Source organism: Hydrogenibacillus sp. N12 (assembly GCF_019645935.1).
Classification (GTDB): domain Bacteria; phylum Bacillota; class Bacilli; order Thermicanales; family DSM-22653; genus Hydrogenibacillus; species Hydrogenibacillus schlegelii.
The window spans coordinates 1624410-1644358 of record NZ_CP080953.1 but is presented as its reverse complement, the minus strand read 5'-3'; the positions used below and the strand labels follow the sequence as shown (position 1 = coordinate 1644358).

Annotated in this window: 16 protein-coding genes; 13 read left to right on the top strand and 3 right to left on the bottom strand. The window is 69.4% G+C overall.

Features of this window, described 5'->3' with window-relative positions; all coding sequences use genetic code 11:
- The first annotated feature begins 138 nt into the window (after positions 1-138).
- Together K2M58_RS07715 and K2M58_RS07710 are read left to right on the top strand one after the other, a co-directional pair.
- Positions 139-1863, top strand: a complete 1725-nt coding sequence (locus tag K2M58_RS07715) for a proton-conducting transporter transmembrane domain-containing protein (protein WP_220677083.1) — start codon at positions 139-141, stop codon at positions 1861-1863.
- Positions 1860-4712 (top strand): putative inorganic carbon transporter subunit DabA, encoded by a 2853-nt coding sequence (locus tag K2M58_RS07710; protein WP_220677082.1) that lies wholly within the window; start codon positions 1860-1862, stop codon positions 4710-4712. The genes K2M58_RS07715 and K2M58_RS07710 overlap by 4 nt, the downstream gene beginning before the upstream one ends.
- Here K2M58_RS07710 and K2M58_RS07705 read toward each other — a convergent pair.
- Positions 4664-5689 carry a TIGR01777 family oxidoreductase gene (locus K2M58_RS07705; RefSeq protein WP_220677081.1) on the bottom strand — a complete coding sequence of 342 codons (1026 nt, stop codon included), beginning with the start codon at positions 5687-5689 and terminating at the stop codon, positions 4664-4666. The two genes, K2M58_RS07710 and K2M58_RS07705, sit on opposite strands and share 49 nt — an antisense overlap.
- Positions 5690-5793: 104 nt before the next feature.
- Between K2M58_RS07705 and K2M58_RS07700 the strand changes: the two genes are divergently transcribed.
- The 5 genes from K2M58_RS07700 to K2M58_RS07680 all read left to right on the top strand — a co-directional run bounded on the left by K2M58_RS07700 (position 5794) and on the right by K2M58_RS07680 (position 11829).
- Positions 5794-7038 (top strand): amidohydrolase, encoded by a 1245-nt coding sequence (locus K2M58_RS07700; RefSeq protein ID WP_220677080.1) that lies wholly within the window; start codon positions 5794-5796, stop codon positions 7036-7038.
- 127 nt (positions 7039-7165) lie between these two features.
- Positions 7166-7759 (top strand): hypothetical protein, encoded by a 594-nt coding sequence (locus K2M58_RS07695; RefSeq protein WP_220677079.1) that lies wholly within the window; start codon positions 7166-7168, stop codon positions 7757-7759.
- Positions 7749-10007 (top strand): ATP-dependent DNA helicase, encoded by a 2259-nt coding sequence (locus K2M58_RS07690; RefSeq protein WP_220677078.1) that lies wholly within the window; start codon positions 7749-7751, stop codon positions 10005-10007. Before K2M58_RS07695 ends, K2M58_RS07690 begins: the two co-directional genes overlap by 11 nt.
- A 17-nt stretch (positions 10008-10024) precedes the next feature.
- Positions 10025-11359: a GGDEF domain-containing protein gene (locus K2M58_RS07685; protein ID WP_220677077.1), complete on the top strand. Its 1335-nt coding sequence runs from the start codon at positions 10025-10027 to the stop codon at positions 11357-11359.
- 17 nt (positions 11360-11376) lie between these two features.
- The gene (locus K2M58_RS07680; RefSeq protein WP_220677076.1) at positions 11377-11829 is read left to right on the top strand and encodes a CoA-binding protein; all 453 of its coding nucleotides are present in this window, start codon (positions 11377-11379) and stop codon (positions 11827-11829) included.
- Between the two features lie 174 nt (positions 11830-12003).
- On the opposite strand, the gene K2M58_RS07675 is transcribed toward K2M58_RS07680, so the two are convergent.
- Entirely contained in the window at positions 12004-12651 is a 648-nt protein-coding gene (locus K2M58_RS07675; RefSeq protein ID WP_220677075.1) for a DUF1614 domain-containing protein, read from the bottom strand.
- Between the two features lie 167 nt (positions 12652-12818).
- Here K2M58_RS07675 and K2M58_RS07670 point away from each other — a divergent pair, with 167 nt between their 5' ends.
- The 3 genes from K2M58_RS07670 to holA all read left to right on the top strand — a co-directional run bounded on the left by K2M58_RS07670 (position 12819) and on the right by holA (position 15971).
- Positions 12819-13397 (top strand): RNA polymerase sigma factor, encoded by a 579-nt coding sequence (locus tag K2M58_RS07670; protein WP_220677074.1) that lies wholly within the window; start codon positions 12819-12821, stop codon positions 13395-13397.
- Between the two features lie 113 nt (positions 13398-13510).
- Positions 13511-14686 carry an anti-sigma factor family protein gene (locus K2M58_RS07665; protein ID WP_220677073.1) on the top strand — a complete coding sequence of 392 codons (1176 nt, stop codon included), beginning with the start codon at positions 13511-13513 and terminating at the stop codon, positions 14684-14686.
- A 205-nt stretch (positions 14687-14891) separates the two neighbouring features.
- Positions 14892-15971 (top strand): DNA polymerase III subunit delta, encoded by a 1080-nt coding sequence (gene holA / locus K2M58_RS07660; RefSeq protein ID WP_220677072.1) that lies wholly within the window; start codon positions 14892-14894, stop codon positions 15969-15971.
- 147 nt (positions 15972-16118) lie between these two features.
- Here holA and rpsT read toward each other — a convergent pair whose 3' ends face one another.
- Positions 16119-16442, bottom strand: coding sequence for a 30S ribosomal protein S20 (gene rpsT / locus K2M58_RS07655; RefSeq protein WP_322787507.1), 324 nt, complete (start codon positions 16440-16442; stop codon positions 16119-16121).
- Between the two features lie 204 nt (positions 16443-16646).
- Between rpsT and gpr the strand changes: the two genes are divergently transcribed.
- The 3 genes from gpr (at position 16647) to K2M58_RS07640 (ending at position 19888) form a co-directional block, all read left to right on the top strand.
- Positions 16647-17816, top strand: a complete 1170-nt coding sequence (gene gpr, locus K2M58_RS07650) for a GPR endopeptidase (protein WP_220677071.1) — start codon at positions 16647-16649, stop codon at positions 17814-17816.
- 789 nt (positions 17817-18605) lie between these two features.
- Positions 18606-19316 carry a stage II sporulation protein P gene (locus K2M58_RS07645; protein ID WP_220677070.1) on the top strand — a complete coding sequence of 237 codons (711 nt, stop codon included), beginning with the start codon at positions 18606-18608 and terminating at the stop codon, positions 19314-19316.
- A complete protein-coding gene (locus K2M58_RS07640; RefSeq protein ID WP_220677069.1) occupies positions 19313-19888 on the top strand; it encodes a hypothetical protein in 576 nt (191 codons plus the stop codon). The genes K2M58_RS07645 and K2M58_RS07640 overlap by 4 nt, the downstream gene beginning before the upstream one ends.
- The last annotated feature ends 61 nt before the right edge of the window (positions 19889-19949 follow it).

The following is a 19949-nucleotide window of genomic DNA, read 5'->3' as shown; positions in this document are numbered from 1 at the left end:
GGCGGCGGACCGCTTGGGGCGTTTGCCGTCGGTTCGATCACGCGGAACATGCGGTGGGTTTGGCCCATCGCGTCCGGGTGAGGCGGCAACGAAAAAACAAGCGAGCCGAAAGCATTGAACCGGAAGGGGAGAGGCCGGGTGAACGGGCTTTGGTTCTGGCTGTGGGTGCTGGCATGGGGGACGTCCGGCGGCTATACGCTTGCCTTTTTGATCAAGATTCGGCGGATCGGCCGCCGGCGCCCTCCCGTGCTCCTGGCTCCCCTGCCGTGGGACGAAGGGGCGGGGCCGGGAGCGGGAACGTTTCCGGAGGAGCGGTGGGCGGCCTGGCAGGTTCGGCTGCAGGCACTCCCCCTGATCGCCGCCCTCGGCGGGGTGGGGAGTGCGCCGGCGGAGGCGGTGACGGTCGGGCCGTGGCTTCTGGACCGTCTGGGATGGGTTGCTGCGGCGCATGCCGCCGGGATGAATTTTCTTTTGCAGCGTTATGCCCGGCACCATCTGCGGGGAGACCGGCGCTTTGCGGAACATCTGGCGGGGCTTTCGTTCGTGTCGCTGGCGGTATCGCTCACCTGGCTGGCGGGGGACGGGCGGCTGTTTCTCTTCGGCTGGACGGCGACGGCGGCGGCGGTGCTCGCGCTGATCGCCCTCCGGCGTGAGCGGCCGGATGGGGCCAGGTGGTTCCGGGAGGCGGCGGCCACCTTCGGAATCGCCTGGGCCGCGGTGGTCGCGGCGGTCGTCGGGAGTGCGGATCTGGCGCGATCGTGGTCGCTCGAGGAGATGGCGCGCGTCGCGGCGGCCGGCCCCGGGGCGGCGGCGCTTTGGGGGGCGCTGGCCGTCGGGGCGATGGCGATGGCGGGCGCCTATCCGTTTCACCGCTGGCTGCTTGCGTCTCCGGCGGCGCCGACGCCGGTTTCGGCGGTGCTGCACGCAGGGGTGGTCAACGCCGGAGGGCTTTTGTTCGCCCGCTGGAGCGGCCTCGCCTTCGGGGAAGGGGCGACGGCCGTTTCTCCGGGGGTCGAGGCGGTGTGGGACGGGGTCATCGTCTGGGCGTGGGCGTCGGCGATGCTCGGTTTCGGGATGATGGCGGTGGCGGTGGACGTGAAGCGAAAGCTCGCCGCATCGACGATGGCCCAGATGGGGCTCATGATGACGCAGGCGGCGCTCGGGGCGTCGATTGCGGCGGTGCTGCATCTTTTGTTTCACGGCTGGTTTAAAGCGACGCTGTTTCTCCGGGCGGGGGAGGCGGTTCGGCCGCCGGGGACGGCGGCGTATCCGGAGCGGGCTTCGCTTCCGTTCGGGGAGGACCGGGTCCGGGATGCCCGGCGGCCGGTGGCGGCCGAAAACGGCGGCGCCGGAGACGGATTCGGGCGAACGGCGGCGCCGGACGGCCGGCGGGCGGTCGTCGGGCGCTGGACGGCGGTCGTCGCCGGCGCCGTCGTCTTCTGGGCGACCTGGCGCTTCGGGCCGAACGGGCCGGGGGCGCTTTTGGGGGCGTTTTTTCTGGCCGGGACAGCGGTTTTCCTCGTACGGGAGATGAGCGGCCGGCCGGGACGGGCAGCCGTCGCCCTGGGAACGGGGCTTCTTTTCCCGGCGGTCATCTCGGTGCTGGCTCGGGAAGGGCTCGGGCGGGTCCTGGAACCGGCGGTCGGGGAAGGGGCCGTTCGCCCCTTCGCGGAAGGTCTGGCCTTGGTCCTGTACGCCCTAGGCGCGCTGGCCTGGCTCGCGGCGCTTTCGGACGGCGGACGGCGGCTTTCGAATCGTCTCGGGCTCCGGCTGTATGTCGGGCTGGTGCGGCTGGGGGAGCCGCGGCCGGCGTCGATGGCGGTCGGGCCGTACGATCCGTGGCGAAAGGAGGCAAACCAATGAGCGACAAGCGGTCGGCGACGCCGACGGAGGAAGCGATCGGCCGGGTCGGAGCACCGGATTCGGTCGGCGCGTTCGAGACGGTCGAAGCGTTAGAAGACCGAACCGTCTCGGCGAAGGCGTCGGTCGCCGAAGCGGGGGATCGAGGCGCGGCGTGGGCCGGGGAAAGGGCCGGCGCGGCGGCGCCGAGGGGGATCGCCTCGGAGGAAGCGGAAGCGCTCGCCGCGCTCGTCCGGGAGGCGGCGGCCTGGATCGCGCCGCTCTGGCCCCTGGCCACCTGGGCGCCCCGGCAACCGCTCGGCGGTCTGGAAGGACGGCCGTTCGCGGAGGTGGTGGCGGAGGCGTTCGAGCGTTACGGCGTCGATCTGCTTCCGCCGGAGGCCGTGCTCCGGGCGGCTTGGGCCGCCGGGGAGGTGGCTCCGGAGGCGCTTTGGGCGGCCTATTCTCGCTATGCGGCTTGGGAGCGTTCCCGGGGGACGCCGCCGGTGGCGCTTCAGGGGCTCTGGGCGTCCCTGCCGTGGTCGGCGGGGGCGGCGCCGGAAGCGGCGCCGGCGGTTCGACCGGCGGCGGATGCCGAAGGGGATGGTGCGGCGATGGGCGCCGGTACGGCGGTCGAAGCGATTCGTTCGGAGGCGGGTGCCGACGCGGCGGCATCGGGGTGGGCTCGATCGGGGGACGGCCGAAAGCAGGGGCTGAAGCGGCGGCGGGAGCGGCCGGAGGAGCGCCTGGAGCGGCTCGTCATCCGGTGGGCCAAGGCGGTGCTCGGGGCGGATGGGGCCCTTCTCCCCCTCCCCGTCCGGGAGGATTTTTATCGTACCGTGCGGGCGCTTGCGGCGGTCGACCCGGATCTTTCTCCGGAGGCGCACCGGAGCATCGCCGCGTGGCCGGAGACGGCGCCGTCGGCCCTCGCCTACGGCCTTCGGCGGCTCGGCCTCTGGCCGGATCGGTCGGAGGCGGCCCGGGCGGTGCTCATCCGCCATCTGCTCCGGCTGCCGGGGTGGGCGGGGATGTTCGCCTGGCGGGAGCGTCACGGGGAAGCGGGAGCGCTTCTTCATTACCTCGCCGCCCGGCTCCTCATCGCCGACGCCGTCGGGGCGGCGTCGTTTTTTGTCGCGCCGGATGGGGGAGGCCAAAGGAAAGCGCGGCTTTCGCCGCGGGCGCGGTTTTTCGCCTACGGCCGTCGGCTGGTGTGGCTTTCGGCCTGGGAGGAGACGCTCACGGAGCGGATCGCGGGCCGCCTGACGGTCACCGGTGCCGGACGGGATCGGCGGATGCCGTGGGGAGGCGGTGCGGAGGTGCAGCTCTTTTTCTGCCTCGATGCCCGATCGGAGCCCCTCCGCCGGGCGCTCGAGGAGGCGGGCGATGGGAGGATCGAAACGGTGGGGGTGGCGGGGTTTTTCCACCTTCCGCTCTGGGTCGTCACGCCGGAGGGGCCGAACGGCTACTTGGCGGCGCCGCCGGGCGTCGCGCCGATCGGCATCCTTCGGGTCGAGGACGACGGGCCGGCGGCGGCTCGACGGGCGCTTCACCGGGCCGAAGAGGCGATGAAAGGGGATCCGCTGGCGGGGTTTGCCGCTCCCGAGCTGACAGGGCTTGCGTATGCGCTGGAGGCCGCCCGTCGCAGTGTCGGGCCGGTGATTCGGGCGTGGAGCGCCCGGAGACGGGAGTTCGGGAAGGAGGGGTCGTCGGTCGCCGGAGGAGAGGGGTCGGCCGCCTGGGCGTGGAGCGTCCGGCGAAGCGCCGGGCGGGAGAGATCGCCGTTTGCCGGAGGAGGGAGGGCGGCCATCCGGTCGTTTTCGCCGGAAGCCGTTGCCCGCGAAGCGGAGCGGCTGTTCAAAGCGGCCGGCGTACGGCGGTTTGCGCCGTACGTCGTGTTCGTCGGTCACCGGAGCCGCTCGGTGAACAACCCTCACGCGTCGGCGCTGGAGTGCGGCGCCTGCGGCGGCACCGGCGGCGGGTGGAACGCGTGGGCGCTCGCGGAGGCGCTCAACGATCCGGCGGTGCGGGCGGCGCTTTCGGCCCGCGGCGTGGCGATTCCGCCGGAGACGGTGTTTGCCGCGGCGGAGCACGAGACGACGACGGACGGCTGGGCGTGGCTGACGGCGCCGCCGGTCTCAGGGCCGGCGCGGAAGGCCCATGAGCGCCTTTCGGCGCATCTTGAGGCGGCCCTTTCGGCCGCCCGGGCCGGCCGGGCCCGCCGCCAGCCGGTTCCCGACCCGGAGGAAGCGTTTCGCCGGGCGGCGGACTTTGCCGAGGTGCGGCCGGAGTGGGGCCTTGCGGGCCATCTCGGCCTCGTCATCGGACGCCGGACGCTGACGGCGGGAGCGGATTGGGGCGGAACGGTGTTTTTGCTGAGCTACGACTGGGAAGCGGATTCCACCGGAGCGGCGCTCCAGGCGCTTCTCGCTGGCCCCGGCGGGGTTTTCCGGGCGATCGGGTGGCAGTATTTCCTGTCAACGGCGGTTCCCGGCCGGTTCGGCGGCGGGGATAAGACGACCCTCACGGTGTTGGGCGGGATCGGGGTCATGCAGGGGAACGGAAGCGACCTCCTGCCGGGGCTTCCGTGGCAGTCGGTGGCACTCGGGGAGGTGCTCGTCCATCGACCGCTTCGGCCGCTCGTCTTGATCGAGGCGCCGCCGGAGCGGGTTCGAGCGATCCTCGCCGTCGACCCGGAAGTGCGGGCGCCCGTCGAGGGAGGCTGGCTCAGGCTTCGGGTGCTCGATCCCCGGACGGGGCGATGGGTGACAGTGAGCGACGGTTTCGGTAAAATGACAGAAGAACGCGGGGAGGCTTTCGCCAACGTTCACGCCGGTGTGCCCGATCCCGCCGGCGATGGCGAAAGGAGATCCTGAAGCGCCGTTTCGACGGTCGGGAAGCGGAACGCATAGCCGCGAGCGAGGGCTTCTTCCGGGAGGACGCGGTGGCCCCGGATGAGGAGGTCGCTCATCTCGCCGAGGGCGAGCCTGAGCGCGAAGGCCGGCACGGGGAGCCAATGCGGCCGCCGGAGTCGCGCCGCGACGGCACGCCCGATCGCTTCCATCGTGGCCGGGTTGGGGGCGGTGATGTGAAGCGGACCGGCGACGGTGTCGTCCTCCAGGGCGAGGCGGATCAGGCCGACGACGTCGGCGATGTGCACCCACGAGACCCACGCCCGGCCGCCGGCGATCGGTCCGCCGGCAAAGAGGCGGTACGGAAGCACGAGGCGAGGGAAGGCGCCTCCCTCCCTGGCGAAGACGACGCCGAAGCGGGCGAAGACGGTGCGAAGGCCGAGGGCTTCGGCCCGGCCCGCCGCCGTCTCCCAGCGGCGGGTGACGGCGGCGAGAAACGAAAGTCCGCGCTCCCGGAGAACGGCTTCGGTGGGGCCCGTTTCGGCTTCCGGGGGAACGGGGAGGCGGGCTTCGACGGCGGAGGCGCTGATGAGGATGCGAGGTCGCGCTTCGGCGGGGAGGCGCTCGAGGAGTTCGAGGAGCGCGTCGGTCGCCCGAAGACGGCTTTCGAGGATGTGCCGCTTTTTGGCCGGCGTCCAGCGGCCGTCGATCGTGGTTCCGGCGAGGTTGACGGCGGCGTCGAGGGGAGCGTAGCGCTCGAGTTCGTCTTCCGGTCGGGCGTCGGCCGCAAGCCAGGAGACGGGGATCGGTCCGGGGAGTGAGGCGCCCGATCCGGAGGGCGAGAGGGTTGTCCGCTCGGCCGGTGGTGTGGCGGCGATCACCGCCCGGTCGGAAAGGCGCGGATTTCGTGTGAGCCACAGGACGGTGTGGCCGTCTTCCAGCAGCGATCGGGTGAGGTCGCGGCCGATGAGGCCGCTTCCTCCGGCGATGACGATGCGCATGTTTGCCCTCCTTTGATTCGATTCGGCGATGGGACGTCCGGGGCGAAGCCGGTCCGCTCCGGCGGAAGGCGGCGGTCGCGGGCGGAGGCGAAAGGGGGACGGCGATGCTGAAAGACCTGTATGCCGCGCTGGACGGGCTGTTCGGTGAAATGGTCGCCTGGCGGCGGCACCTTCATCGGCACCCGGAACTGTCGTTTCACGAAGAGGCGACGCCGGCGTTCGTCGCCGAGACGCTGCGCTCGTTCGGGGTATCGGTCCGAACCGGCGTCGGCGGCCGGGGGGTCGTCGGCCGGATCGAAGGGGGACGGCCGGGCCGGACGGTGGCGCTTCGGGCGGATTTTGATGCGCTGCCGATCCAGGATGAAAAGACGGTCTCCTACCGATCGACGGTCCCGGGGGTGATGCACGCCTGCGGCCACGACGGCCACACGGCGACGCTTCTCGCGGTGGCGAAGGTGCTGGCGGCGCGGCGGGCCGACCTCCCGGGGACGGTCGTCCTCATCCACCAGTTCGCGGAGGAGGTGGCGCCGGGAGGCGCCCGGCCGATGATCGAAGACGGGGCGCTCGACGGCGTCGACGTCATCTTCGGGACGCACCTCTGGGCGGGGCTTCCGGTCGGCGTCATCGGCTACCGGGCGGGCTACGCCATGGCCAACGCCGATGCCTTCACGATCGAGATCGCCGGCCGGGGCGGGCACGGGGCCGCGCCGCACCAGACGATCGACAGCCTGCTGATCGGGGCCAATCTCGTGGTCAAACTGCAGCAGATCGTCGCGCGGCGGGTGGATCCGCTGAAAGAAGCGGTCGTCACCGTGGGCACGTTTCACGCCGGAACCGCCTTCAACGTCATCGCCGAACGGGCGGTGCTCACCGGAACGGTGCGGACGTTCGACGAGGCGGTCCGGGCCCAGGTGGAGGCGGAGATCCGGCGCCTGGCGGAAGCGGAGGCGGCGGCCTTCGGCGCCCGGGCGGAGGTGCGCTACGAGCGGGGGTACGACGCCGTCCACAACGATCCGGCGGTGACGGTGCGCTTCGCCGAGGCGATGCGCGCGGTGTACGATCCGGCGCGGGTCGTGGAGGTGCCGCCGAGCATGGGCGGGGAAGATTTTGCTTATTACCTTCAGAAGGTCCCGGGGACGTTTTTCTTTACCGGCGCCGGAAATGCCGGCGTCGGCGCCGAATATCCGCATCATCATCCGCGCTTCGACATCGACGAGCGGGCGATGCTCATCGCGGCGAAGGCGCTCGTGACGGCGGCCGTCGACGCGCTCGACGAGACGGGGGCGGCGGTGGCGGCGGCCCGCGGGGCGCTCCGGCCGGTGGACGCCCTGAAGCACGTCCAGGTTTGAAGAGGGTGGGCGGAAGAAGCGGCGCGTCCGGATGCGCCGTTCTTTCTTTTTTATGCTAAAATAAATTGAAGTGACGAGCAACGACGCAAGGACGAGCGGCTACGCATGAAGGTTGGCAGGTGACGACATGGCCGACCGCAGCAACCGGAAGGCCAAATGGGAAGCCATTCGCCGTTTTGTCGAGACGGGAGTGCAGGACCCGGGGCGGCTCGCGCTGCTTTCGTTTTTGGCCGGACGGCTGGAACGGGTCCGGTTGATGCGTTCGCTGGAGTTTTCCGATATCGGGGTCAAGCTTTCGACGCGCCGGAGCGGCCTCTGGCCCCGGGTGCTTTACGAGGGCTTTATTCGGGGGGTGCCGATCCCCGATCCGATTCTATTCATCGCCGCCATGGTGGACGACGATGCGCCGATCGACGTCGTGCTTGACTTCGACGGGGTCGAAGAGGCGGAATGGTACGCTCGAGTCGCCTACCGGGACGCCCGGGACCCCCGCCTCGATCCGGAGCGGGCCAAAGTCGAACTTCGGGCGGCGATCGACCGGGCCCTCGACATCTATCAGGCGGCCCGGGAACAGTTCGACCCATCGTTCGTCGAGATGGCCCGCCGGGACATCGAGCGCCTGTCGGCAGAGCTTCGAAGTTTGAGCGCGGCCGGTACCGGCCCGGCCGCCGAGGGGAACGCCGGCGCGCCCCGCGAGGAGGGACGGGACGATGGAACGTAAGGTCGCCGGCGAGCGGCCGGAGGTGGGCGCCGCCGGCGAACGGGATGCCTACGAGGCCGCGCGCCGGACGCTTTTGGCGATTTTTGCTCCGGACGGCCCGCTCGGCCGGTTGCTTCCGGGATACGAGCGGCGGAGCGAGCAGGTGGAACTCGCCGAAGCGGTGCTCGAGCATCTGTTCGCCGGTCGGCCGCTTCTGGCGGAAGCGCCGACGGGGACGGGAAAGTCGCTGGCGTATCTCGTCGCCGCGGCCATTTATGCCGTCCGGAGCGGGGAGCTCGTCGTCGTCTCGACGCAGACGCTCACGCTGCAGGGGCAGCTCATCGGAAAAGACCTCCCCCTCGTCGCCCGGGCGCTTCAGGCGGTCGGGGTCGAGGACTTTCGCTTTGCGCTTGCCAAGGGGCGGAGCCATTACGTCTGCCTCCGGCGGCTCGACCGGTTCGTCGAGCGGGCCGGTCGGGAGGGAGGGGCCCTTCAGGCGGCAGCGGAGCGCCTTCGGTCGGCGGCCCTGGCGGCCCTGGCCGCCGGCGGGGAGGGAGAGCGCCGGACCCTCGGCGTGTCGGTGCCACCGGACGTGTGGGCGGAGGTCGCCGGCGATGCGGAGGACTGCCACCAGAAGCTGTCCCCGCATTATGACCGGTGTTTCATCCAGCAGGCCCGCCGGGCGTGGGGGCGGGTGCACCTTTTGGTCGCCAACCACGCCCTCGTGTTTGCCGATCTCGCCCTCCGGGCGGCCGGGGAAAGCGCCGTGCTGCCGAAGTACGACCGGTTGGTCCTCGACGAGGGGCACCGCGTGCCGGAGGCGGCGATGCGGTATTTTGCCGCGAGCGTTTCGATCGAACGGGTGGAGGGGTGGTTCCGGGAGATCGAACGAAGGCGGCAGAGCTGGATGGAAGACGTCTTTTCGCCGGCGGTGATGGAGGAGGTCCGCGGGCTCTTTGACCGGCTCGTCGCGGCGCTGGAGAACGTCTTTCTCGCCCTCGAAGCGGCGCTGTTTCCGCCGTCGCCTCCCTCTTCCGGGTTCCCCGGCGGAGCGCCGGTTTCGGCGGGGGAACGTCCGGCGGAGCGTCCGGCGGCTTTCGGAGAGGCCCGACCGATTGAGGGGCCGATCGCCGTGCCGCGGGGCGACCGGGCGGCGGCCGAGGCTTTGATCCAGTACCTCGACCGGCTTCAAGCGGCGGAAGAGTGGGAGGAGCCGACGATTCGGGGCCTTCGGCGCCTTAAGGAAAAGATCGCCGGCGTGGTGGCGCTCCTCGATCGGGCGACGGAGGCGGCGGACGGGACGACGGCTTTTTGGGTCGAGCGGACGATGCCGCCGGGGGCAGCGTGGATCGACGGGGCGATCCCTTCCGCCCGAGCCCGGTGGCTCTCTCTGCACGGGGAGCCGATCGAGGCCCGGGAGATCCTCGCGCCGTTTTTTCAGGAGGTGCCGCCGATCATCGTCTCGGCGACGCTTTTTCCCGACGGCCGAAACGAGGCGGATCGCCGGGCGGTCGCGGACGCTTTCGGCCTGGGGGCGTCGGCGACGGCGCTGGTGCTTCCGAGCCCGTTTGACACGGCGTCGCAGATGCTGTACGTCTTCAGCCGCTCGGGTCCGGATCCCCGGGAAGAGGGAGCGTATCTCGCCTACGTCGCCCAAGCGCTGAAACAGGTGCTGGAAAAAACCGGCGGGCGGACGCTTGCCCTCTTTACGAATTTTGCCCACATCCGCGCCGTCGGGGAGATGCTCCGGCCGTGGGCGGAGGGCGAGGGAATCGATCTCCTTTTGCACACGCCGGAGGCGGACCGGGAGGCGCTCGTCGCCCGCTTCCGGGCGTCGCCGCGGGCGGTTTTGTTCGGCAACGAGACGTTCTGGGAGGGGATCGACCTGCCCGGAGACGGGCTGGTGTGCGTAGTGGTGACGAAACTTCCGTTCGCCAATCCGGCAGATCCGCGCGTCCGGGCCCGGGAACGGGCGCTCCGGCGGTCGGGACAGGATCCGTTTACGGCGTTTTTCCTCCCCGAGGCGCTCCTCCGCCTCCGGCAGGGCATCGGCCGGCTGATCCGGACGAAAGACGATCGCGGGGCCGTCGTGTTCCTCGACGGGCGGCTCCTCACGAAACGGTACGGCCGGAGAATGATCGCCGCCCTGCCGCCAGCCCGCGTCGGGACCCTCGATGCCCTGTGGGCGTATGTCCCGTCGCAGACGGCGGTGGCGCCGGAGAGGCAGGGCGCACAGTCGATGACGGGCGGCCCGAGCGAAGGGCGGTAACGGTGGAGGGACCCCCTGTGACGGAATGGGCGATGTGGCTCGGGCGGCTTCGGGAGGCGCTCAGCCGTCTGCGCCGGACCGGCGATGCGTCGCCGCTCATCGAGTTCGGCCAGGCGTTGCTTCGGGAAACGGCGTTCGAGCCGACGGCGGACGGCCGGGAGGTGATGCGGGAGGCGTTTTTGCCGATTTTGTCGGAGCTGCATCTCATCCAGGAGGAGCTCAACCGCCTGAAGGCGCAAAACGCCATCGCCGACGAGGTCTTCCGGCTTTCGCTCAAGCTGTTCCGCACGTTTGATCCGGAGGCGATCTACGCCGAGGTGCACCGGACGGTGGCGCGGCTTATTCCGGCGGACGTGTTTTTCGTCGCCCTCGTCGACCGGAAAAAGCGGGTGACGGTGCCGTATTTCGTCGAGGAAGGGCGGCGGTACGACCCGGTGACGCTCCGGCCGGGCCAGGGGCTTGTCGGGCTGGCGCTTCGGGAAGGCCGGCCGTTTCTGTTCCGCCGGGCGGAGGAGATCGCCGGCACGCCGCACCTCCGCTGGGGAGAGGCGGACAGTCGGATCGAGTCGGCGCTTTTTGTGCCGCTTTATTACAAAGACCGGGCGCAGGCGGTGGTGTCGGTCCAGAGCACCCGACCGGCCGCGTACGGCGAAGAGAGCATCCGGCTGCTCGAGATCATCGGCGGGCAGATGATCGCGGCGGTGGCATCGGCGGAGCTGTTTCAGGAGGTCGAGCGGCTGTCGTATTACGACGAGCTCACCGGGCTGAAAAACCGCCGGGCGTTCGAACGGGACCTCCGGGCGGCGCTCCGGGACGCGGCGGCGCATCCGGTCGCCCTCGTCATGGTCGACTCGGACGACCTGAAGCGGGTGAACGACCGGTACGGCCATTCGGCCGGCGACCGGCTGCTCATCCTCATCGCGGAGCTCCTCCGGCGGATGGAGGATGAGCGGGTGCAGGCCTACCGCTACGGAGGCGATGAATTTTTGCTCATCCTGCGCGGTCTCGATCGGGAGGCGGTGACGGCGCGGCTTCGGGAGCTCCGGCGGCGGCTGGCCCGGGCGACCCTCCTGCTGGAGGACGGGGAGCATCCGCTTTCGGTGTCGATCGGGGCGGCCCTCTTTCCGGACGACGCCCGGAACCTTCAGGAGCTCATCCGGCGGGCGGACGAAGCGCTCTATGCGTCGAAGACGCGGGGGAAAAACTGCGCGACGCTTTATGCGTCGGGCGGCGGGATGCCGCGGATGATGACCCTGGCGTCATCCGAAGAAGAGGGGAAGAGGGTGGAGGGCGAGGGAATCGGAGAGCATGAAGGAGAGAAAGAAGGGGAATGCGGGGACTCCGGATCGTGAAAAGAGGAGGCGAGGTTATGAACCAAACGGAATCGGAAGCGGCACGGGTCGGCCGGTGGCTTCAGGAAGACGGAGAGATCGAGGCGCTTCTCCGGTCGGCGCGGAGGATCGCCGTCGTCGGCATCTCCGATAAGCCGGAGCGGGACAGCTACCGGGTGGCGCTTTACCTGAAGGATCACGGCTATGAGGTGATCCCGGTCAACCCGCGACTCGAGGCGTGGCTCGGCATCCCGGCGGTGCCCCATCTTCAGGCGATCGACGGGCCGGTGGACATCGTCGATGTCTTCCGTCGGAGCGAGGAGACGCCGCCGATCGCGGAGCAGGCGGTGGCGATCGGGGCACGGGCGCTCTGGCTTCAGCTCGGGGTCCACAACGATGAGACGGTCCGCATCGCGACGGCCGGCGGGCTCGACGTGGTGACGAACCGCTGCATCAAGATCGAACACGGACGGCTGATTCTCGGCCGGTGAGCGAACGGCTGCGCGCAAAAAGCGGCGGAAAGGGCGCTTTTTGCGCTTGTTTTTGGACCTTCGGCCGTCGTCGGCGGGCATGACAAAACCGCCCGGCCCTCGTCCGGGCGGTTTGGATTGTTCGCGCCGGCTTTGTCGTGCGGTGGATCGGTCGTCTCGGTTTTGTCGCGCCGTTTAAGCGAGAAAGGCGGCGATGATGCTCGTGAGGAAGATGCCGTCGAAGACGCCGGCGCCGCCGATGCTCAGGATATGGCCGCCGATGTCCCGGAGGCGGTGGAGGTTTAAGAGGTCGGCGCCGATCAGCGTGCCGAGGACGCCGGAGACGTAGGCGATGGCCGCGGCGTGGTCTCGGTCGAGTAGGAGGGCGACGGCGGCGGCGACGAGCGGCGGGATGAAGGCTGGAAGAGCGATTCCGACGCCCGGGACGGGCCGGGCGAGGGCCTTGGCGACGGCGGTGACGACGGCGGCGCCGATGAGGGTCGGAAGAAGCGGCGCCCGGGTGAGAAGGAGGTAGAGGCTGAAGAGGAGGGGGATGACGGCACCGCCGACGTTGACGGCGATGATCTGTTCATCCACCTGCGGCGGGTAATAAAAAAAGTACCGGGAAAAAAACGGCGGAGCTTCCGGCCGGTAGACAACCGTCCGCCGGCGGCTGACCGGCAGGTTGATCATGCTGCCGACGACGGAGAGGGTAAGGAGCGTCGTCGCGCCGATCGGGGTCAGGCCGAGCTTCGTGAAGGAAAAGGCGGTCACCTGAAAGAAGAGGGTGACGGCGAGAAACGGCAAAAGGAGAAGCAGCAGAAAAAACGCAAAAATAGGCATCGAAAGGCCTCCTCGGGGGAACTTACTCCGATTATACCGGCTTCGGAAGGCCGAAAAAAGGAGCGATAAAATTTGCCTTTTCCGAAACGATGCTGTAAGATATACATAACTGGAGGTGCAACCGGCGGCGTTTGTGCACGTCAAGCGGGGCGAGAGGGGTCGGCGAGATGGAGGAGTTCGGAAAACGGGACGGCTCCGGAAAGGTTTCGGCCGAGCTCATCCGGCGGGCCCGGCTGGGGGACGAGGATGCGCTGTATGATCTTTTAAAAACGGTCGAAAAACCGCTGTATCGGCGGGCCTATTACTTTCTCGGCCATCCGGAAGAGGCCCTTGACGCGACGCAGGAGGCGCTTCTTCGCGTGTACCTCAGATTGTCTGAATTTAGAGGCGAATCGGCGTTTGAGACGTGGGCCGTCCGGATTGTGACGAACGTCTGCCTGGACCGGTTGCGGGGGCGGGCGAACCGGCCGGAGGAAGCGGAAGCGGCCTGGGAGGGGGTGCGGGATGCCTCGGCGGACGTCGAGGCGGAGGTTCTCGCCCGAGAGGCGGCGGCGGCGCTCTCCGAAGCGCTGCGGCGGCTTCCGCCCCATCACCGGGTGCCGCTCCTCCTCAGGCTCTGGGACGGCTGGTCGTACGAGGAGATCGCCGAGGCGCTCGCCGTTCCGGTGGGTACCGTCAAGTCGCATGTGCACCGGGCCCGCCTGCGGCTGAAAGAGGTGCTTCGGCCGCTTTGGACGGGCGGATGAGGGCCGGTCGTCGCTCCGGGCGGATCGGCCCGCCGGCGGTTCGCCGCGCAGGTCGGCCGCCGTGCGGATCGGCCGTCGGAACGGACGGATTCGGGGCCGGAAGGAGGAGGGGCATGGCGCTTTGCCGGGACGTCGAACCGCTTCTCGTCGCCGGGCTGGATGGGACCCTGACGCCGGCGGAAGCGGAGATCGTGACGACGCATCTCGTCGTCTGCACCGAGTGCCGGAGGACGAAGGCGGCCCTGGAGGCGCTCCACGAGCCCCTTCGGGACCTGCCCGAGGTGCCGATGCCGGCGTCGGCGGTGGACCGGATCTGGCCACGCATCCTGGAAGACCGGGCGGCCCGCAAGCGGCACCGCCGTCGCCGTCTGCGGCGCCTGTTTGCCGGCGGAGCGGTCGCGGCGGCGGTGGTCGGCTTCGCGTGGGGAGCGGGGCTGTGGGGCGCGCCGGAAGGCGGCGGTCGGAGCACCGGCGGTCCGGGGGCGGAGGACCGGGAGGCCGCTCGGGCGTCGGCGCTCGCTGCGGCCGCATCGGTGCCGGAGGATCACGCGGAGGCAACCGGCGATCTTACGCCCAAAGCGGTCGGAGATCCTGAGATCGAGGCTTCGGGCATCCGGGCCGGACCAGGTGCGCTTCCGGCACCGGACTTCGGGGTGCCGTCCGCCCGGGCTTTGGATGCGGCGGGTTTGGGCGCTCCTTCCGTTGGGAAAACCCTACAAAAGGAGGCCGCCGGGAGATCGGTTCATTCCGACGGACGGGGGACGGCGGAAGGCGAGGCCCCAAGCGCCGGCGCGGCGGGAAGTGGCGGATTGACTTCGAACGTCGCTGCAGGGAACGTCGGTTTGGCCTCGAACGCCGGCGCGGCGGGGAGCGTCGGTCCGGTTCCAAACGCCGGCGCCGACGACCGGCTCGGGAGAACGGCCGGCGCCGGTGCTGGGAAGGGGCCGCCGGGCGAAGAACGGGACGGTGCAGCGCCCGATGCTTTCCATCCGACCGTTCGCCTCGAGGCGGTGGAGAAGGCGCCGGGTTCGGCCGTGCGCCCCTCGGGAAGCTTCGGGGAAACCGCCACTCCGGACAGGGCCCTGATCGCCCGCTTCACGACGACGACGCTCGTCGTCGTCGGCGACGACGGAAAGACGCGATACCGGATGACCCTGCCGGAGGGGAGCATCGGCCGGGTTCGGTGGGACGGTCGCCGCCTTCTGTTCGAAGTCGGGGGGCGCCGGTACACGGTCGATTTTTCAAACCCCGACCGCCCGGTGGAGTCGACGGCATCGGCGTTGCCGTAGGCCAAAACGGCGCCACCCTCTTTCATGCACAAAACATGGCCGTCGGGTATACCCTATGGACGGCACAACGCTTCCCGCTTAAAGGCCGGACCCGGGCCGGTCCCTTTAAGCGTTGAGATAGATGTGAAGCGTTGTCGGCAGGCCGGCCCGCGGCCTGCTTTCCTTTTGTCCGGCCTTCTGCTAAGATGTCGGCGGAGGGGACGACATGCGACGCCGCAAGGGGCAGGGCGGGATGACCGGCGGAGGACGCCTGCCGGTGTACGTCCTTGTCGGCGCCGACGAAGGTGCGCTCTTGCAACGGGAAAAGGCGCTCGTTCAGAAGCTCCTTCCGCCGGACGCCGATCCAACGGTGGCCGTCCTTCCCATCGACGTCGAGGCGGAAGGGATCGAGCGGGCGCTGGAGGCGTTCGAACTGGGGACGCTGTTCGGCGGGCCGACGGTCGTCGTCGGGCGGCGGGTGCACTTTCTTACGGCCCGGGGCGGCAGTCGGCGGGGTGGGAAGGCCGTCGAAGGAGAGCGGGAGCGCCTCGAGCGGTTTCTCGCCGACCTGGCCGCGGCGGGCGAAGCCGGAGCGGCGCCGACCGGCGGAGGGACGCCGCTTGCCGGCCGGGCCCTCGTCCTCACGGTGCCGGCCGACGGCCTCGACGGTCGGTTGAAGGTCGTCGAGCGGCTGAAAGCGCTGGTGACGATCGAAACGGTGTCGGCGCCGACGGCGGACGAGCGGCTGAGGCAGGTGCAGGAGGCACTCCGGGCCCGGGGCCTTTCGCTGCCCCCGGGGCGGCTCGAAGCGCTCGTCGCCCGGCTGCCGGAGGAACCGGCGGCGGCGACTCTGGAGCTGGAAAAGTGGCTCCTTTACACCGAGGCGACCGGCGCGCCACCGGACGAGGAGGCGGAAGGGTGGCTTTTGAGCGAAGCGCCCGAAGGCGACGCCTTCCGGCTCATCGACGCCCTCATGGCCGGAGAAGGAGAGCAGGCCCGGGCGATCCTCGCCCGGCTGAAGGGAGACGAAGAGCCGCTCCGGCTGATCGGGCTCATGCTTCAGCAGGTGCGACTCATGCTCATCGCTCGAGAGGCGGCCGAGGCTCCGGAGGCGCTGGCGGCGACTCTCGGCGTCCATCCGTTTGCCGTGAAGATGGCCCGGCGCCGGTCGGCCCGCGTCGCCCCGGAACGCCTAAAGGCGATTTTTCGCGAATTGGCGTGGATCGATCGGGGGCTGAAAACGGGCGCCGTCCCGAGGGAGTCGGCGGTGGAGCGGGCGGTTCTCGCTTTTTTCCTGCCCGCATGATCGGATGCCGGCGGGTCCGGATCCGGCCGACCGGACGCCGGCGGTTCGCCGGGCGCCGCTTCGCCGGGTCGAAGCCAAAAAAAACGACCTCCTTCGAGGTCGTTTTTTTTTGGCTTTCCGACGCCGTCTGGCCCGGCTTAGAGCGGGTTACGCGTTGTTTTCCGCGCCTTCCGAACCGCCTGTGGCCGCCAGCGCCTTTTTCAGCTCGTTGATTTTTTTCATCAGCCGCGACTTTTTCCGCGCCGCCTTGTTGCGGTGGATGGCCCCTTTCGACGCCGCCTTTTCCAGCGCCTTGGCCGCTTCGTTGTACTGGGCCAGCGCTTCCTCGACGGACTGCCCTTTGAGGGCCCGCTCGACGCGCTTGACCGCAATGCGGACCGTTTTCCGGATGGCGAGGTTCCGGAGCCGGCGTTTTTCGTTTTTCTTGATCCGTTTGATCGCCGACTTGGTATTGGCCATGCGGGTGTTCACCTCCTCTTCCGACCGGACGGCCGCCGGGCGCCCGGTGGCCTGTGTCCCGCGTGCGAGACAACACCCGTCATTCTATCATGATGTGGGTTTTTCTGCAACGGATCGGAAGGTGCATGAAACGTCGCCCGCTCGACAGACTAACGCCAGACGGAGCGGAAAGGGACCTTCAGTGGAACCTTCAAACGACGGAAAGGGGCACGAAGGGTGCGGCAAAGCGATCGGTCGGATGCGGCGGCGGTCGTGCCGGTTTACGGACGGACGGACCTCGCGCTGGAGGCCCATGAGGCGCTGTTCGGTCGGACGGGCGCGGTCGGCGCCGAGACGGCGCCGAAGGCGGCGGCGTCGGACGTCGAGGCGGGCCTCCGCAAGGAGACCGAGGAGGCGTTCGGCGGCCGGATGCGGGTCGTCCGCCTGGAGATCGTAAGCGATGTGGCCGCCCGGGCCCTCGGGAAGCCGGTGGGAAAGTACGTCACCTTTGAGCTGCCCGAGCTCCTCACCGGAGAGGCGGCGTACCGGAGCGAAGCGGCGGATCTCTTCAGCCGGGGGCTGGCTCGGTTTTTCAAAGAGATCGGCCTCGGGGACGAGGATCCGGTGCTCGTCGTCGGCCTTGGCAACCGGCAGGTCACGCCGGATGCCCTCGGGCCCATCGTCGCCGAACGGGTGCGGGTGACGCGGCATTTGTTTCAACACGAGCCGGATCTCGTGGAAGACGGCGTGCGCTCCGTCGCCGCCCTTGCCCCGGGCGTGATGGGGACGACGGGGGTCGAGACGGGAGACATCGTCGCAGCGGTCGTCGGCGCCATCGACGTCGCGGCGGTCATCGTCGTCGACGCCCTGGCCGCCCGTTCGCTCGCCCGGCTGTACACGACGGTGCAGATGAGTGACGCCGGCATCCAGCCCGGCTCCGGAATCGGAAACAAGCGCCGGCCCCTTTCCCGGGAAACCCTCGGCGTGCCGGTGATCGCCATCGGCGTGCCGACGGTCGTCGAAGCGTCGACGATCGCCGGCGAGGCGATCGATCTTCTGACCAAGCATCTCGGCCGGCAGCTTCACGAGGCATCGCGGCCGAAAGCCCGAGAGAGGCTTGTGCCGCCGGGGGCGCCCCTGTACGACCGGCCGCCCCGGTTCACCGAGGCGGATCTTCCTCCGGAGCCGGCCCGAAAGGTGTTCTTCGGCCTTCTCGGCACGCTGACCGATGAAGAAAAACAGGCGCTGCTTCGGGAAGTGCTCGAGCCCCTCGGCATGAACTGGATCGTCACGCCGAAAGATGTGGACGCGTACATCGACGACCTCGGTCAGTTTCTCGCCGTCGGCCTGAACCGGGCGCTTCACGGACGAATCGACCGGGAAAACGTCGCGCACTACACCCACTGAAGGCCGGGCGGGTTGCGGTTCGTCCGGCAAACTCGGCGAACGGGCGGAACGGGATATTGGGCTAGACGTTGCGGTTCGGTTCTACTTCCCTGCTGTCGGTCATAGCGTAGAGGCAGGGAGGGAACGCCGATGTCGCGTCGTCTGACCACGCCACCGTTTTGGACCGCGCTCCTCATGCTCCTCGTCGTCCTCTTAAGTGCCAAAATCATCGCCGAACGCGGAGCACGCGATCCCGCCGGTTTCGGCTCGCTTGGCGCCGGACAAGCTCTGCGCGACGCCGAGCGCGCTCTTAAGGAGAGCGGACAAGCCCTGATGCGGAAAGTCGAATCGACCCTGGTGCCGGCTCGGGTTAACCCTGTCGCCCCGACGGCCGGGTTGGCGTCGGCTCCGGACGCAAAGGATCCGGAGCGGTTCTGGCTCGTCTCCCGGCTGTTGGCTTTTTTCTCCGGCGCCGGTGATGCCGCTTCTCGCGCCGGCGCGCCGGCTTCTCCGAAGCCGGAAGGGCGCTCGGCAGAGACAGGGGGATGGCCGCCGCTTCCCGAGCAGGTCCCGGGGAGCGCCGAACGCCTGCCGGACGAATCCGGCGCACGGTCGCCGGAAGGAGGCTCGGGGTCGCCTGACGGGACCGATCCGGCTCCCGTCCCTTCGGATGCCTCCCCTTCCGCGAAGGGGTCGGGTTCTTCTTCCGTCGCCTTTCCTTTCACCGCGGCGGGTCGCCTTCCCGTCGAACGGCCGGAAGCGGCGCGGCCGGTCTTTCTGTCCAGCGCGCTGCCGCCGGAGGCGCCCCGGATGAGCGCGCGGCCGCTCCTTTTTTCCGCGCGGCCGTCGGTCTACATCTATCACACCCACAATCGGGAGTCGTGGCTTTCCGTCACCGAAGCGAAAGGTCGAAAAGACGCCATGGACGCGGAGATGAACATCACCGCCGTCGGCCGGGCGTTTGCCGAAGCCCTGGAGGCGGCCGGCATCCCCGTCTATCACGAAACGACCGACATCTACGCGCTTCTGCAAAAAGACGGCCTGCCTTACAGTGCGTCCTATGAAAAATCGAAAACGGTCGCTCTCGCCGCGATGGCCCGACATCCGGACATTCGCTACCTGTTCGATCTGCATCGGGATGCCATGCCGCGCAAGGCGACGACGGCGACGATCGACGGGACGACTTTCGCCCGCATCCTGTTCGTCATCGGCAAGGGAAACCCCCACTGGGAAAAGAACAAAGCCCTCGCGGAAGCGCTGGCGCGGCGCCTGGAGGCCAAAAAACCGGGCCTCGTCCGTCCGATGATCGTGCATGAAAAAAATCGCTGGTACAACGGCGAATACAACCAGTCGCTGGCGGAAAACGCCCTCACGGTCGAGATCGGAGGCCAGGAAAACACGCCGGAAGAGGCGATTCGTTCGGCCCGCGTGCTGGCGGAAGTCGTCGCCGAATACATTCTCGAGGCGCAGCCGGTGTCCGCACCGCCGGACACCCGTGCCGGCGGAGGGGAAACGCGATGAGAGGCGCGGTTCGGCGGGCCGCCGGCCGAATCCTGACCGCCGTCGGGCTCATCGCCTTCGGCGCGGTGCTCGGCATGATGGCCGCCGGAACGCCGGCACCGGGGGCGGGAAATTCCCCTTCCCGCCCCGCCGCCCTGCCGTCTGAGTCCGCTCCCCCGGGAAAAAGCGTGGAGCCGCCGCCGACCGGACGGAAACAGGTGATCCTGCGGGTGGAAGACGGCCGTCCCATTTTCGGCGAGCCCAAGGATTACGGGTCCGAACCGACCGCCGACCGGTCCGACGCTCCCGGCATCCGTCTGGAGTCGGCGGGAGAGGCCGCGGGATCGAACGAGCCCCCCGCCCGCCGCGCGGCCGGCGCTTTTCGCTCCGGGGATTCGGAGCGCAGGGGGATGGACGGGTCTTCCGAAGCGGCCGCAGGCTCCGAAGCGCCGGTCATGGGCGAGGGGGGATGGCTCAACGCTTTCGGCGCCGCTCTCGACGTCCGTCTGACGACGGCCACCCGCGCAGGAGTGGCGCGGCTCATCGGCCGAAGCCGGATTGCGCCGTCCGGCATCGCCGATGCCGGACGCTGACCGCCCGCCGGCGCATCGACTGGAGCATCTACCGGAGCATTTGCCGGCGCACCGACCGCCC